The sequence below is a fragment of the Streptomyces sp. NBC_00096 genome, from assembly GCF_045041305.1.
GTDB lineage: Bacteria > Actinomycetota > Actinomycetes > Streptomycetales > Streptomycetaceae > Streptomyces.
Genome location: NZ_CP108221.1, coordinates 5,979,333 through 5,994,048, shown reverse-complemented (window position 1 = coordinate 5,994,048; position 14,716 = coordinate 5,979,333). Strand labels below are relative to the sequence as shown.

Annotated in this window: 12 protein-coding genes and 1 riboswitch; of the genes, 5 read left to right on the top strand and 7 right to left on the bottom strand. The window is 72.4% G+C overall.

Annotation, left to right across the window (positions count from 1 at the left end; all coding sequences use genetic code 11):
* Nucleotides 1-8: 8 nt before the first annotated feature.
* The 5 genes from ribH to ribD all read right to left on the bottom strand — a co-directional run bounded on the left by ribH (nucleotide 9) and on the right by ribD (nucleotide 4,289).
* Entirely contained in the window at nucleotides 9-494 is a 486-nt protein-coding gene (gene ribH, locus OG904_RS26580) for a 6,7-dimethyl-8-ribityllumazine synthase (protein WP_007262951.1), read from the bottom strand.
* 95 nt (nucleotides 495-589) lie between these two features.
* Nucleotides 590-1,897, bottom strand: a complete 1,308-nt coding sequence (locus tag OG904_RS26575) for a bifunctional 3,4-dihydroxy-2-butanone-4-phosphate synthase/GTP cyclohydrolase II (protein ID WP_405495098.1) — start codon at nucleotides 1,895-1,897, stop codon at nucleotides 590-592.
* Nucleotides 1,894-2,547, bottom strand: a complete 654-nt coding sequence (locus tag OG904_RS26570) for a nicotinamide riboside transporter PnuC (protein WP_405495096.1) — start codon at nucleotides 2,545-2,547, stop codon at nucleotides 1,894-1,896. The genes OG904_RS26575 and OG904_RS26570 overlap by 4 nt, the downstream gene beginning before the upstream one ends.
* The gene (locus OG904_RS26565) at nucleotides 2,544-3,182 is read right to left on the bottom strand and encodes a riboflavin synthase (protein ID WP_405495094.1); all 639 of its coding nucleotides are present in this window, start codon (nucleotides 3,180-3,182) and stop codon (nucleotides 2,544-2,546) included. The genes OG904_RS26570 and OG904_RS26565 overlap by 4 nt, the downstream gene beginning before the upstream one ends.
* A complete protein-coding gene (ribD, locus tag OG904_RS26560) occupies nucleotides 3,183-4,289 on the bottom strand; it encodes a bifunctional diaminohydroxyphosphoribosylaminopyrimidine deaminase/5-amino-6-(5-phosphoribosylamino)uracil reductase RibD (protein ID WP_405498286.1) in 1,107 nt (368 codons plus the stop codon).
* 250 nt (nucleotides 4,290-4,539) lie between these two features.
* A riboswitch (FMN riboswitch) is annotated at nucleotides 4,540-4,669 on the bottom strand.
* Nucleotides 4,670-4,982: 313 nt separating this feature from the next.
* On the opposite strand from ribD, the gene OG904_RS26555 reads away from it, so the two are divergent.
* From OG904_RS26555 to OG904_RS26545, 3 genes are all read left to right on the top strand, one after another.
* Entirely contained in the window at nucleotides 4,983-7,379 is a 2,397-nt protein-coding gene (locus OG904_RS26555) for a chitinase C-terminal domain-containing protein (RefSeq protein WP_405495092.1), read from the top strand.
* Between the two features lie 102 nt (nucleotides 7,380-7,481).
* The gene (sigJ, locus tag OG904_RS26550; protein ID WP_405495090.1) at nucleotides 7,482-8,372 is read left to right on the top strand and encodes an RNA polymerase sigma factor SigJ; all 891 of its coding nucleotides are present in this window, start codon (nucleotides 7,482-7,484) and stop codon (nucleotides 8,370-8,372) included.
* Between the two features lie 54 nt (nucleotides 8,373-8,426).
* Nucleotides 8,427-9,185: an SDR family oxidoreductase gene (locus OG904_RS26545; protein ID WP_405495088.1), complete on the top strand. Its 759-nt coding sequence runs from the start codon at nucleotides 8,427-8,429 to the stop codon at nucleotides 9,183-9,185.
* On the opposite strand, the gene OG904_RS26540 is transcribed toward OG904_RS26545, so the two are convergent.
* Both OG904_RS26540 and OG904_RS26535 read right to left on the bottom strand, forming a co-directional pair.
* Nucleotides 9,182-10,588, bottom strand: a complete 1,407-nt coding sequence (locus OG904_RS26540; protein WP_405495086.1) for a S41 family peptidase — start codon at nucleotides 10,586-10,588, stop codon at nucleotides 9,182-9,184. The genes OG904_RS26545 and OG904_RS26540 overlap by 4 nt on opposite strands.
* Before the next feature lie 144 nt (nucleotides 10,589-10,732).
* Nucleotides 10,733-11,893 carry an ROK family transcriptional regulator gene (locus OG904_RS26535; protein ID WP_405495084.1) on the bottom strand — a complete coding sequence of 387 codons (1,161 nt, stop codon included), beginning with the start codon at nucleotides 11,891-11,893 and terminating at the stop codon, nucleotides 10,733-10,735.
* A 56-nt stretch (nucleotides 11,894-11,949) separates the two neighbouring features.
* Between OG904_RS26535 and OG904_RS26530 the strand changes: the two genes are divergently transcribed.
* Together OG904_RS26530 and OG904_RS26525 are read left to right on the top strand one after the other, a co-directional pair.
* Nucleotides 11,950-13,164, top strand: a complete 1,215-nt coding sequence (locus OG904_RS26530) for an MFS transporter (protein WP_405495082.1) — start codon at nucleotides 11,950-11,952, stop codon at nucleotides 13,162-13,164.
* 64 nt (nucleotides 13,165-13,228) lie between these two features.
* Nucleotides 13,229-14,656, top strand: coding sequence for a uracil-xanthine permease family protein (locus OG904_RS26525; protein ID WP_405495080.1), 1,428 nt, complete (start codon nucleotides 13,229-13,231; stop codon nucleotides 14,654-14,656).
* The last annotated feature ends 60 nt before the right edge of the window (nucleotides 14,657-14,716 follow it).

Here is a 14,716-nt window from a genome sequence, read left to right as displayed (position 1 = left end):
GCTGCCGGCTAGCGCCAGGGTTCGCTGACGGTCCGCAGCGTCATGGCGGTGGAGACGGCGGCGGTGACCGCTTCGTGCCCCTTGTCCTCGTTCGACCCCTCGAGTCCGGCGCGGTCCAGCGCCTGCTCGTCGTTGTCGCAGGTCAGTACGCCGAAGCCGACGGGGACTCCGGTGTCGATCGACACCTGTACCAGGCCCTGGGTGACGCCCTGGCAGACGTAGTCGAAGTGCGGGGTGCCGCCGCGGATGACCACTCCGAGGGCGACGATGGCATCGTAGCCGCGACCCGCCAGTACCTTCGCCACGACCGGGAGCTCGAAGCTGCCCGGGACGCGCAGCAGGGTGGGCTCGTCGATCCCCAGCTCGTGCAGGGCCCGCAGGGCGCCGTCCACCAGGCCGTCCATGACCTTCTCGTGCCACTGGGCCGCGATCACTGCGACTCGCAGGTCTCCGCAGTTCTTCACGCTCAGTTCGGGTGCGCCCTTGCCGCTCACAGCTCTGCTCCTAGGTTTCTTCGGTACGTCGGTTGCCGTCGGGTGAAAAGGTGAAGGTGTGGGTGGGTGGTCCGGCCCACTGGCTGCCGGACCGGCTACTGGTTGCCGCAGGCCGCGGACGTGGACACGACCGGGTCCAGCCAGGGCAGGTCGTGGCCCATCCGGTCCCGCTTGGTGCGCAGGTAGCGCAGGTTGTGCTCGCCCGCCTCCATGGGCATCGGCTCCCGGTCGGAAACCTTGATGCCGTGGCTGACGAGGGCCGCCGACTTCTCGAGGTTGTTGGTCAGCAGCCGGACGCTGTGGACGCCGAGGTCGGCGAGCATCTGGGCGCCGGCCCCGTAGTCGCGGGCGTCGGCCGGCAGTCCCAGCTCGAGGTTGGCGTCGAGGGTGTCGCGGCCCAGTTCCTGGAGCTCGTACGCGCGGAGCTTGGACAGCAGTCCGATGCCGCGGCCCTCGTGGCCGCGCAGGTAGACGATCACACCGCGGCCGGCGGCCTGGACGCGTTCCATGGCGGCGTGCAGCTGGGGGCCGCAGTCGCAGCGCTGCGACTGGAAGATGTCTCCGGTCAGGCATTCGGAGTGCATCCGGACCAGGACGTCCTCGCCGTCGCCGATCTCGCCGTGGACGAGGGCGACGTGCTCGACGCCGTCGACGGTGGAGCGGAAGCCGTAGGCCGTGAAGTGGCCGAAGGAGGTCGGGAGGCTGACCTTGGCCTCGCGGCGCACGGTCGGCTCGGCGGAGCGGCGGTAGGCGATCAGGTCCTCGATGGAGATGATCGTCAGTCCGTGCTTGCGGGCGAAGGGGATCAGCTCGGGCAGGCGCAGCATGACGCCGTCCTCCCCGGCGATCTCCACGATGGCGCCGGCCGGGCGCAGGCCCGCGAGGCGGGCGAGGTCGACGGCGGCCTCGGTGTGGCCGTTGCGGACCAGGACGCCGCCGGGCTTGGCGCGCAGCGGGAAGACGTGCCCGGGGCGGACGAAGTCGCCGGGGCCCGAGACCCCGTCGGCCAGCAGCCGCAGGGTGGTGGCGCGGTCGGCGGCCGAGATGCCGGTGGTGACGCCGTGGGCGGCGCTCGCGTCGACGGAGACGGTGAAGGCGGTCTGCATCGACTCGGTGTTGTGCTGGACCATCTGCGGGAGCTCGAGCCGCTCCAGCTCGTCGCCCTCCATCGGGGCGCAGATCAGGCCGCGGCACTCGCTCATCATGAACGCGATGATCTCGGGGGTGGCCATCTCGGCCGCGATGACGAGGTCGCCCTCGTTCTCGCGGTCCTCGTCGTCCACCACGACGACGGGCCGGCCGGCCGCGATGTCGCGGATGGCCTGCTCGACGGGGTCGAGCCGGAAGGTCTCCTCGCGCTCGACGTCGGGCACGGGCTTCAGGACGGGGTTCGGGGAGGTCATGCCGTTGCTCCTTCCAGAGCCGGGGCGGGAGTGGTGCGCGAGCGCTGGTACCAGTCGTAGGCGCCCCAGACGACGAGGGCGAAGTACACGACGTAGACGAGGCCGGAGAAGGCCAGTCCGCTGTTGAAGGCGAGGGGTACGCCGACCAGGTCGACGAGGAGCCAGGCGAACCAGAACTCGACCAGGCCGCGGGCCTGGGCGACCATCGCCACGATGGTGCCGACGAAGATGTAGGCGTCGGCCCACGGGCTCCACGACAGGCTCGGGACGAGGGTGAACAGTCCGCCGACGGCCAGGGTCCCGGCGGCCGCGCCGGCCAGGAGCAGGCCGCGCTCCTTCCAGGTGGCGGTGCGGACGGCGATCGAGCCGTCCTGGGCGTCCTGCTTGCCGCGCTGCCAGGCGCGCCAGCCCCATACGGCCACGCCGATGACGAGGAGCTGCTTGCCGACGCCGCCGGCGAGGTGGGCGGAGGCGTAGGCGCCGACGAGGATCAGGCCGGAGAGGAGCTGGGCGGGCCAGGTCCATATGGAACGCCGCCAGCCGAGGGCGAGGGCGCCCAGGCCGATCAGGTTGCCGATCATGTCGGACCAGATGACCTTCTGGCCGAAGACCTCGAAGGCCTCGGTGTTGAGCCAGGTCAGGGCGCTCACTTCGACTCCCCCGTACCGGCCGGCGGGTTCGCGGCCAGCGGGTCGACGCCGGCGGCCAGCAGGCGCTCGACGTACTTGGCGAGGACGTCCACCTCGAGGTTGACCGGGTCGCCCGGCTCCTTGATGCCGAGCGTGGTCAGCGCGAGGGTGGTGGGGATGAGGCTGATGGTGAACCAGTCGGCCGCGGCCTCGACCACGGTCAGGCTGACGCCGTCGACGGTGATGGAGCCCTTCTCCACGACGTAGCGGGAGAGGTTCGCGGGCAGCGCGACCTTGACGATCTCCCAGTGCTCGGAGGGGGTGCGGGAGAGGATCTCGCCCGTGCCGTCCACGTGGCCCTGGACCAGGTGGCCGCCGAGGCGTCCGCCCAGCGCCATCGGGCGCTCCAGGTTGACCCGGGAGCCCTTGGTGAGGGCGCCGAGGCTGGAGCGGTTGAGGGTCTCCTGCATGACGTCGGCGGTGAACTCGCCCTCGGCGGTCTCCACGACGGTCAGGCAGACGCCGTTGACCGCGATGGAGTCGCCGTGCTTGGCGCCCTCGGTGACGACGGGGCCGCGCAGACGGAAGCGGGAGGCCTCGGCGAGCTCCTCGACGGCGGCGACTTCGCCCAGTTCTTCGACGATTCCGGTGAACACTCAGTGCTCCTTGAGGGCGGTGTGGGAGGTCAGGACGGTGGGGACGGACGGCACCGCGGGCACGGCGGTGACGCGGATGTCCGTACCGATGCGGACGGTCTCGGTGATGCGGAGCCGGAGCGCTTCGGTGAGGGTGGCGATGCCCGCGTCGGCCAGGACGTTCGGGCCGGCGCCGAGGAGTACGGGGGCGAGGTAGCCGACGACCTTGTCGACCACTCCCGCGGCGACGAAGGCCCCGGCCAGGGTCGGGCCGCCTTCGAGGAGCACGGAGCGGACCCCGCGCCGGTGGAGTTCGGCGAGCAGGGCGTCCACGGAGATCCCGTACTTGTCGTACGGGAGGCGGGCCAGCTCCACTCCGGCGAGGTGGCGGGTGTCGGCGTCCTCGGCGACGGCGACCAGCGTGGGCGCGGAGTCGTCCAGGACCCGGGCGGTGGGCCGGATGGTGGCGTGGGTGTCGAGGACCACGCGCAGCGGCTGCCCGGTGGCGGCGGCCCCGTCCGGTCCGCGCACCGCGAGGTGCGGGTCGTCGGCGTGCAGGGTTCCGGAGCCGACGACCACGGCGTCGGCCCCGGCGCGCAGCCGGTGGACGTCGGCGCGGGACTCCGCGCAGCTGATCCAGCGGCTGGTGCCGTCGGCGGCGGCGACCCGGCCGTCGAGGGTGGCGGCGTACTTCCACAGGATGTACGGGCGCCCGAGCCGTACGGAGGTCAGCCAGGCGGCGTTGCCCTCCTCGGCCTCCGCGGCCAGCAGTCCGGCCTCGGTGGCGATCCCGGCGGCGCGCAGGGTCGCGGCGCCGCCGCTGGCCTGCGGGTTCGGGTCGGATACGGCGTAGACCACGCGGGTGATGCCGGCCTCGATGAGCGCCTGCGCGCAGGGGCCCGTACGACCGGTGTGGTTGCAGGGTTCGAGGGTGACGTAGGCGGTGGCGCCGCGGGCCGCGGGGCCCGCCGCCCGCAGGGCGTGGACCTCGGCGTGCGGGCCGCCGGCCCGCTCGTGCCAGCCCTCGCCCACGATGCTGCCCGCGGCGTCGGTGATCACGCAGCCGACGACGGGGTTGGGGCTGGTGGAGCCGGCCGCGCGAGCGGCGAGCTCGATGGCACGCGCCATGGCGGATGCGTCGCGGGTGGCCCGGCCGTCGGTGTCACGGACGGGGGTGCCGCTGTCCTGCGCGTCGGCGTGTGTCGCCACCGGGTCCTCCTGCCTCATAGGGCACGGACTCCGGGGCCTGTCGGGATACGACAGATGAAGCGGGTAGCACACGCGGGGACGCCGAGGCCGAAAAACGCGGTCCGCTGGAGGCACGTCCGAAAGGATGTGCCGATGGACCGCCGACGGCGGCGTACCGGTGACTGGCCCGCCGCGCACTGCCTCCCATCCGGACTTTAACCGTCGGTCCAGGAATTTCACCTGGTCAACCGGCCGCTGGCTGCGGACGGGTCGCGGACTATACCGCCGGTTCGGAATTACACCGACCCCGGAGTGCGCTGCTACTGGTACTGCAGCCAGTGTGCCACGGGTGATCGGGAGCCATGCGGGTGAGTCAATGTGGTCTGGGTCACACATTCGGTCACTCTCAGGCGTCACCGTCGCACCGTCCGGCGGATCCGCGCCGCAGCCCCCGCCCGGCCTTGCCGGATCGCGCACTTTGGTCCAGACCTATTGACGGGTTGGTCTAGTCCTCTTAACGTTCCCTTCATCTTCCCCGGGAGACAGCCCGTCAGATGTGCGCACGTCACGGGCCAACACGCACCACGTATCAGCCTGTTGTGTCCTGCCATCCTCCCCTCCCCAGGAGGCACAATGCTGTCCCCCACACGGATGCGGGCCATGCTCCTGACGTCCGGCGCCGCAATCGCCGGTCTGTTGGTCGCGGGCCTCTCGGCGGGCGTCTCGCACGCCGCCGACAACGAGTCCTGTCGCCCCGACGGTCTGTACAAGACCCCGGGCGTCGACGTCCCGTACTGCTCGGTCTACGACACCGAGGGCCGCGAGAAGATGGGCGCCGACCACCAGCGCCGGGTCATCGGCTACTTCACCGGCTGGCGCACGGGCAAGGACGGCACCCCCGCCTACCTGCCCAACAACATCCCGTGGTCCAAGGTCACCCACCTGAACTACGCCTTCGCCCACGTCGACGGCAACAACAAGATCTCGGTCGGCAATGACAACGCGAACAACTCCGCCACCGGGATGACCTGGCCGGGCGTCGCGGGCGCCGAGATGGACCCCGCCCTCCCCTACAAGGGCAATTTCAACCTCCTCAACAAATTCAAGAAGCAGTACCCGAACGTCAAGACGCTCATCTCGGTCGGCGGCTGGGCGGAGACCGGCGGCTACTTCGGCGACGACGGGAACCGCGTCGCCTCCGGCGGCTTCTACTCGATGGCCACCAACGCCGACGGCTCGGTCAACCAGGCCGGCATCGACACCTTCGCGGACTCCTCGGTCGAGTTCATCCGCAAGTACGGGTTCAACGGCGTCGACATCGACTACGAGTACCCGACCACCATGAAGGACGCGGGCAACCCGCTGGACTGGCAGCTGTCCAACGCGCGCCGCGCCGGCCTGGTCAAGGGCTACGCGGCCCTGATGAAGTCACTGCGCGAGAAGCTCGACCGCGCGGGCAGCGCCGACGGCAAGCACTACCTGCTCTCGGTCGCCGCCCCCTCCTCCGGCTACCTGCTGCGGGGCATGGAGACGTTCCAGATGCAGAAGTACCTGGACTACGTCAACGTCATGTCCTACGACCTGCACGGCGCCTGGAACGAGTACGTCGGCCCGAACGCCTCGCTCTTCGACGACGGCAAGGACGGCGAACTCGCCGCGGCCGGCGTCTACTCCACCTCCCAGTACGGCGGCATCGGCTACCTGAACTCGGACTGGGCCTACCACTACTTCCGCGGCTCCATGCCGGCCGGGCGCATCAACATGGGCCTGCCGTACTACACCCGCGGCTTCAAGAACGTGCAGGGCGGCACGGACGGCCTGTGGGGCAAGGCCCCGGCCACCAACTGCCCGGCCGGCGCCGGTCTGACCAAGTGCGGTGACGGCGCGGTCGGCATCGACAACCTGTGGCACGACCTCGACACCAACGGCGTCGAGGCACCGGCCGGGTCCAACCCGATGTGGCACGCGAAGAACCTGGAGAAGGGGGTCGTCGGCGACTACGTCACCAAGTACGGCTTCCCGGCGAACACCACGCTGACCGGCACCTACGTCCGCAAGTACGACTCCACCCTGGTGGCGCCGTGGCTGTGGAACGCCCAGAAGAAGGTCTTCCTCTCCACCGAGGACGAGCAGTCCGTCAACGCCAAGGCCGACTGGGTGGTCAACAAGGGCATCGGCGGCACGATGGTCTGGGAGCTCGCCGGCGACTACTCGTACAACGCGGCCAAGGGCCAGTACGAGGTCGGTGACACGCTGACGACGGCGATGTACGACAAGTTCAAGTCGGCCGCCCCGTACGGCGCCAAGCGCGCCACCATCACCATGCCGACCGAGGCAATCAAGGTCGACGCCGAGTTCGGCGCCTTCCCGCTCGGCGACTCCAACTACCCGATCAGCCCGAAGCTGACGATCACCAACAACACCACGGCGACCCTGCCGGGCGGCACGGAGTTCCAGTTCGACTACTCCTCCTCCGCGCCGGGCAACGCCAAGGACCAGTCCGGCTGGAACACCACGATCATCCGCAGCGACCACACGGGCAACAACGTGGGCGGCCTGAAGGGCGACTACAACCGGGTCTCGCTGAAGCTCCCGACCTGGCAGACGCTGGCCCCCGGCGCCTCGGTCCAGCTGGACTTCGTCTACTACCTGCCGACCTCGACCCCGTCCAACTGGACGGTGACCTTCGGCGGCAAGACGTACGGCATCGCCGGTGACCTGGCCCGCGGTACGACGGTGGTGGAGCCGGGCGGTGCGACGCAGCCGCCGACCACCCCGCCGACGACTCCCCCGACCACGCCTCCCACCACCCCGCCGACCACCCCTCCGACGACTCCCCCGACCACGCCTCCGACCACGCCTCCGGGCGGCACCTGCGCCAACCCGGCGTACGTCGCGGGCAACGTGTACACGGGCGGATCGCTCGTCTCCCACAAGGGCCACAACTGGAAGGCCCAGTGGTGGACGCAGAACGAGGAGCCCGGCACCACCGGTGAATGGGGCGTCTGGAAGGACCAGGGCGCCTGCTGACGGCCCCCGGGGTGAACCCGTAGGCGAAGAGGTGTGAGGACCCGGTGGCCCGGCGGCCACCGGGTCCTCGCGTCCGTCCGGGGTGGTTCATAGGATGGCCGGATGATCACGCAGAGCCCCGCCCCCGCCGCGGACTTCGAGGCGCACCGGCCGCGGATGTTCGGCCTCGCCTACCGCATGCTCGGCTCCGCCGCGGAGGCCGAGGACACCGTCCAGGACGCCTACCTGCGCTGGGGCTCCGCCGCCGACCGCGACGGCATCGAGCACCTCGGCGCGTGGCTCGCGAAGGTCGTCACCCACCTGTGCCTCAACCGCCTCACCTCGGCCAGGGCCCGGCGCGAGGAGTACGTCGGTCCGTGGCTGCCCGAACCGGTGCTGACCGGGGACGGGACCCTGGGACCGCTGGACTCGGCGGAGCAGCGGGACAGCGTGTCCATGGCGCTGCTGGTGCTGCTGGAACGGCTTTCTCCGGTGGAGCGGGCGGTGTACGTGCTGCGCGAGGCCTTCGCGTACGGCCACCGGGAGATCGCCGGACTGCTCGACCTCTCGGAGGCCAACTGCCGTCAGCTCTACCGGCGGGCGGCCGGGCGGATCGCGGCGCCCGAACGGCGCTTCGACCCGGACCCGGCGCAGCTGCGGAGCCTGCTGGAGAGCTTCCTCGCGGCGGCGCGGAGCGGGGACCTGGCCCGGCTGGAGGGAGCGCTGACGGCCGACGTCCGGTACGTGTCCGACGGCGGCGGCGTGGTCCACGCGGCGCGGCGGCCGATCGAGGGCCGGGACGACGTGGCGCGCTTCGTCCTGGGGGCGCTGCGCAAGTACGTGGCGGACGTGCCGGTCTGCCTGGCGGAGGTCAACGGGGCTCCCGCGCTGGTCTTCGGCACCACGGCTGTGCTGGTGGTGGAATTCGCCGGGGACGGCCGGGTCGCCGGGCTGCGGTCGGTGGTGAATCCGCAGAAGCTGGAATTCGTCCGGCGCCAGCTGTCACATTCCTGAGGGCTGTCCGGTCCCAGCTGGTGAACGCATCGGCTGAGGGAAGGAACGGACACCATGAGCGCCATCCTCGTCACCGGAGGCACCGGCACCCTGGGCAGGCTCGTCGTGGACCGGCTGCGGGCGGCGGACCACGAGGTCCGCGTCCTGAGCCGGAACGTGCCGGCCGGCGCCCTGTCCAGCCCGGTGGACCTGCGCGAGGGCACCGGCCTGGACGCGGCGCTGGCGGGCGCGGAGGTGATCGTGCACTGCGCGAGCAGCCCGCGGGGTGGTGACGACGTGGCCGCCGGGCACCTGATCGAGGCGGCGAAGCGGGCCGGGGTGGGGCACCTGGTGTACATCTCGATCGTGGGCGTGGACGTGGTCCCGCTGCCGTACTACAAGGTGAAGCTCAAGGTCGAGCGGATGCTGGCGGAGTCGGGCCTGGGGGTCACGATCCTGCGGACCACCCAGTTCCACGACCTGGTGGCGCAAGCGCTGGCGGCGGTCGCGAAGCTGCCGGTGATGCCGTTGCCCGCCGGGGTGAGCGGGCAGCCGATCGCCGTGGAGGAGGTCGCGGACCGGCTGGCGGAACTGGCGGCGGGCCCGCCGGCCGGGCGGGTGGCGGACATGGGCGGGCCGCAGGTGCTGACCTTCGAGCACGTGGCCCGCGCGTACCTGGCCGCGACGGGGCGGCGCCGGCGGATCGTCTCGCTCCCGCTCCCCGGAAAGACGTACGCGGGGTTCAAGCGGGGCGGCCACCTGGCCCCGGCGCACGCGGTGGGCCGGGGCACCTTCGCCGAGTTCCTCGCGCGCCGGGCGGCGGACGGGCGTTAGACGGCCCAGGCCCTCGGAAGCAGGCGCAGGGCGGTGGTGAAGGCGGAGTCGCGGCGGGCCTCGAACTCCTCCTCGGTGAAGACCGGGGTGGTCCGGTCGACCGGGATGCCGGAGCCGTCGAAGGTCTTCCCGGTGCGGGTCAGGAACTGCTCGTCGGGCAGGCCCAGCTCCCAGCCGTTGGGCAGGGTGCGGTCCAGGACGTCGGAGAAGACCCCCTGGGTCGGCTGCCCGATGCGCACGGTCCGGCCGGGGCGCTCCAGGAGGGCCTGGGTGAAGGTCTCGCCCGCGCTCACGGTGGATCCGCCGGTCAGTACGGCGATCGTGCCGGTGTAGCGGGGGGCCCGCGCGGGCTGGACGTACAGGGGTTGCGGCCGGGTGAAGCGGGTCGCGTCGGCCGGGTCGTTGCGCACGCGCTTGGCGTAGGCGAAGTACGGGCGGTCGGTGAGCCGGGCGGCCAGCCGCAGGCCGAGCTCGTCGGAGCCGCCGCCGTTGATCCGCAGGTCGATGACCAGACCGCGCAGGCGGGCGGTGCGTTCGGCCGTGAAGACGGTGTCCAGGGCGCGGTCGAGCTCGGCGCTCTCGGAGGCGAAGTCCCCGCCCGGGGTGTAGCCGCCGAAGCCGGAGAGCCGCAGGTAGCCGCGGCTGTCGGGGAGGTCGGCGTAGGAGATCCGGCCCTGGGCGAACTCCTGCGGCGCGCGCCCGGCGAGGTCCACCTCCTGGACGTACGCCTTGACGCGGGTCTCCAGTTCGAGGGAGGGGACGGTGGTGCCGGGGCGGCCTTCGCCGAAGAACCGGTCGCCGCCGTCGCGGAGGTGGACGTGGGCGTCGTGCAGGGGGGCGAGCATCTCCCGGAAGACGGCGAAGAGTTCGTCCTCGGTGGTGCCGGCGTCGACGCGGGGGCGGTGGGTCTCGCGTACGGCGTTCCAGTCGATGCCCTTGGCGGCGAAGAAGGGGTAGTTCTCCGCGAAGGTCTGCCAGAACACGTCGAAGGCGGCGACCGGGTCCGCGCCCGGGCCGGGCCGCGGGGCCTCGCGGCAGCGCTCGGGGAGGGCGGCGAGCCGGCGGGTCGCGCGGTCGCCGACCGAGCCGTCGACGTGCACCGACCCGGGGCGCACGGTGAGGACCTCGCCGTCCCCGGTGGTGTAGCGGAAGGCGATCCCGCTGCCCGGGACCCGCCGCGCGCTCTGCCCGGGCAGGCAGCTGACCCCGGTGACCTGGTACTCCTGGAGCCGGCCGGACTCCACGCGCAGTACGGTGCCGTAGCCGTCGAGCTGCCAGATCCCGACCGGCCCGGAGGGCGCGGCGGGCGCGGCCGCGGCGGGGCCGGCGGTGGTGACCGCGAGGGCGAGGAGCAGGGCCGTGGCGGCCGTGCGCCGGCGTGTGCGCGTGCGTGTACTGGTCATCGTGCTGTCCCCGTCCATCGGCCGAACTCCCTTGATGCGGAACAGATTCCGCCACACCGAGGACCCCGGGCCATCCGGCAGGCCACCCACCCCCGGGTGGGGGAAACCCGACCCCCGGGTGGCGGGCTTGGGCCGGGGCCGGGCTCAGCCGAAGAGGACCGCCTGGGCCGCCTCCCGGGCTGCCAGGCGGGCGCCCGTGAGGACCGCCGGGTCGCCGAGGGCGGTCGCGCGGACGGCCAGCGGGACCGGGCTCAGGGTGGTGATGCGGTCGGCGACGCGTGCGGCCAGGGCCGGCCCGCCCGCGCGTCCCAGCTCCCCGCCGAGCACGACGCAGCCGGGGTCCAGGATCGCCGCGACCGCCGCCGCCCCGAGGGCCAGCCGCTCGGCCAGCGCGTCGAGGAAGGCCGGCCCGGCGGCGCCGGCGACCGCCTCCTCGACGGATCCGCCGAAGCCGTGTTCCCGCGCGAGCGCGGCCACCGCTCCCCGGCCCGCCAGCGCGTGGAAGCCGCCTTCGCAGTTGGTGGCGGAGGGGAGGCCGCCCGTCCCCGGAACGGGCAGGAAGCCGATCTCCCCCGCGCCGCCGGAGGCGCCCCGGCGCAGCCGGCCGTCCAGGACCACCGCCGCGCCGACCCCCTCGCTGAGCCACAGCAGGACGAAGGAGTCCACGTCCCGTGCCGCTCCGACCCGCTGTTCGGCGAGCGCCGCGAGGTTGGTCTCGTTCTCCACCAGGACCACCGCCGGCAGCCGCCGCTGCACCGCCGCCACCAGGTCCCGGTGCCAGGCGGGCAGTCCGGCGGTGTCGCGCAGTTCGCCGGTGCCCGGTGCCACCAGCCCGGGCGCTCCGATGACCACCGTGTGCAGCCGGTCCGCGCCCGCCTCCCGGGCGAGCTCCTCCAGCCGGTCCACCGCTTCGTCCACCGCGTCCACGGGCAGCGCCGCCTGCGCCAGCGGCCGCCCGAGGAGGTCGGCGACGACGGCCGTCGCGCTGTCCGTCCGTACGTCGAGCGCCGCGAGGTGGGCCCGCCGCGCGACGATCCCGTGGAGCCGGGCGTTGGGGCCGCGCCGCTGTTCGCCGGATTCCCCGACGACCTCGATCAGCCCGGCCCCGGTGAGGCGTTCCACCAGATCGGCGACGGAGGGGCGGGACAGGCCGGTCAGCTCTTTGAGCTGGGTGGCCGTCAGCGGTCCCTTCTCCTGGAGCAGTTGGAGGGCGAGGCGGTCGTTGATGGCCCGGGCCGTGCTCGGTGAGGCGGGGGACGGCGCGGAGGTGGCGGTCAGGGCCTTGGCAGGAGTCACGGCGCCCATCCTAAGGAGTTCCCGGGACTTAACCATCAGGCAGGGTCCCTGATAGTTTACGTTTCATGACAGGGGACCCCGAATTCAGCCCGGCGCGACTGCGCCAAGCCCGCTTCGCCATCGCCGGCGTCTTCTGCGCGCACGGCGCGGTCACCGGCTCCTTCGCCACCCGCATCCCGTGGATCCAGGACCACGCGCAGCTCAGCGCGGGCACCCTGGGCCTGGCCCTCGCCTTCCCCGCGCTCGGCGCGGCGCTCGCGATGCCGCTGGCCGGGCGGATCAACCACCGGCTCGGGGCGCGCACCGCGCTGCGCGTGCTGCTGTCGCTGTGGACGCTCTCCCTCGTCCTGCCGGGCCTCGCCCCGAACCTGGTGACGCTCTGCTTCGTCCTCTTCGTCTACGGGGCCACCGCCGGCATGGCTGACGTCGCGATGAACGCGCTGGGCGTGGAGACCGAGAACCGGCTGAAGCGCTCGATCATGTCCTCGCTGCACGGCATGTGGAGCGTGGGCGCCCTGATCGGCTCGGCGGCCGGTACGGTCGCCGCGCACGCGGGCGCCGATGCCCGCCTGCACCACCTGATCGCCGCGATCGCGCTGACGGCGGCCGGGCTGTTCGCCGTACGGGGCGTCCTGGACCTGCGCGCCGACGCCGAGGGGGAGGCTCCGCCGCACTTCGCGCTGCCGCCGAAGTCCGCGCTGTTCATCGGGGCGATCGGCTTCTGCGCGGTCTTCGCGGAGGGGGCGAGCATGGACTGGTCCGCGGTGTACCTGCGGGACGTGCTGCACACGGACGCCGGACTCGCCGCGGCCTCGACCACCGCCTTCGCGCTCACGATGGCGCTGGCCCGGCTCGCCGGAGACCGGGTCGTGGACCGGTTCGGGGCCGTGCGCACGGTCCGCGCGGGCGGTGCACTGGCCACCGCGGGCGGACTGCTCGTGATCACGGTCCGGCATCCGGCCGGGGCCCTGGCCGGGTTCGGGCTGATCGGGCTGGGCATCGCGGTGGTGGTCCCGCTGGCCTTCGCGGCGGCCGCGCGCAGCGGTCCGGCCCCGGCGCAGGCCATCGCGGGTGTCGCGACGATCACGTACACCTCGGGGCTGATCGCCCCGTCGGCGATCGGCGCGGTGGCCGACGCGACCTCGCTGGTGGTGTCCTTCGGGCTGGTCACGCTGCTGTCGTTCGCACTGATCGCGGGGGCGACCGTACTGCGGCAGCGGTCGGTGGAGGCAGGGGGATCGGTAGCCAAACGGGACGAACCTGCTGCTATCCGGCCGTAATATGGCGCCTGGCCGCCTGCGGCCTCGTAGCTTGACCTGAACTGACGAACGGAAGCGGTGGAACATGGGCCTCGGCGTGCGCTGGACCCTGCACGGAGACGGGCGGACCCCCGCCCCCGGCGCGGTGGTGCGGCCGGACGAGCGGCTGTCGTGGCCGCGGACCGCCGGGCTGGGCGCCCAGCACGTCGTGGCGATGTTCGGGGCGAGTTTCGTCGCCCCGGTCCTGATGGGCCTGGACCCGAACCTCGCCATCATGATGTCGGGCGTCGCCACCGTCATCTTCCTGCTCGCGACGCGCGGCCGGGTCCCCTCGTACCTGGGCTGCTCCCTCTCCTTCGTGGGCGTCGCGGCGGCGATCAGGGCGGGCGGCGGGACCAGCGCGACCGTCACGGGCGCGGTGTTCGTGGTCGGCGCGGCGCTGTTCCTGGCGGGTCTGGCCGTCCAGCGGTTCGGGGCGCGGATCATCCACGCGGCGATGCCGCCGGTGGTGACGGGCGCGGTCGTGATGCTGATCGGCTTCAACCTGGCCCCGGTGACGGCGTCCACGTACTGGCCGCAGGACCAGTGGACGGCGCTGCTGACCATGGCGTTCACCGGGCTGGCCGTGGTCTGCCTGCGGGGCTTCTGGTCGCGCATCGCGATCTTCCTCGGCCTGATCTTCGGGTACGGCATCTCCTGGGTCTTCGACCTGGTCTTCGGCAAGATCCACTCCACGACGGGCGGGCCGGAGGCCGTCGACCACTGGCGGCTCGACCTGTCCGGGGTCGCCAAGGCCGACTGGATCGGGCTGCCGGCCTTCCACGCGCCGGCCTTCGAGTGGTCGGCGATCCTGATCGCCCTGCCGGTGGTCATCGCGCTGATCGCGGAGAACGCCGGGCACATCAAGGCCGTCGGCGAGATGACCGGCGACCCGCTCGACGACAAGCTCGGTACCGCCATCGCGGCCGACGGCGCCGCGTCGATGCTCTCCACCGCGCTCGGCGGCCCGCCGAACACCACGTACTCCGAGAACATCGGGGTCATGGCGGCCACCCGGGTCTACTCCACGGCGGCCTACTGGGCGGCGGCCGGCTTCGCGCTCCTCTTCGGCCTGTGCCCCAAGTTCGGCGCGGTCGTGGCCGCGATCCCCGGTGGGGTGCTGGGCGGGATCACCGTGATCCTGTACGGCATGATCGGCCTGCTCGGCGCGCAGATCTGGATCAACGGCGGGGTGGACCTGCGCAATCCGCTGAACCTGGTGCCGGCCGCGGCGGGCATCATCATCGGCGTCGGCGGGGTGCGGCTGCACATCAGCGACAGTTTCGAACTGGGCGGGATCGCGCTCGGCACGATCGTCGTCATCACGGGTTACCACGCGCTGCGCTACTTCGCCCCGGCGCACATGAAGCAGCAGGAGCCGCTGCTGGATTCGGGCACCTCGGCGTACGACGGGCCGGCCGGCGGAGCGGGCGCGCAGGACCCTGCCGGGAACCCCGGGGACAAGCGGGGTTGACGTAGTTTCGCCCGAACCGGCGACGCGTACGGCCAAGTTCCCCTGATCCCGGCCCGCGGC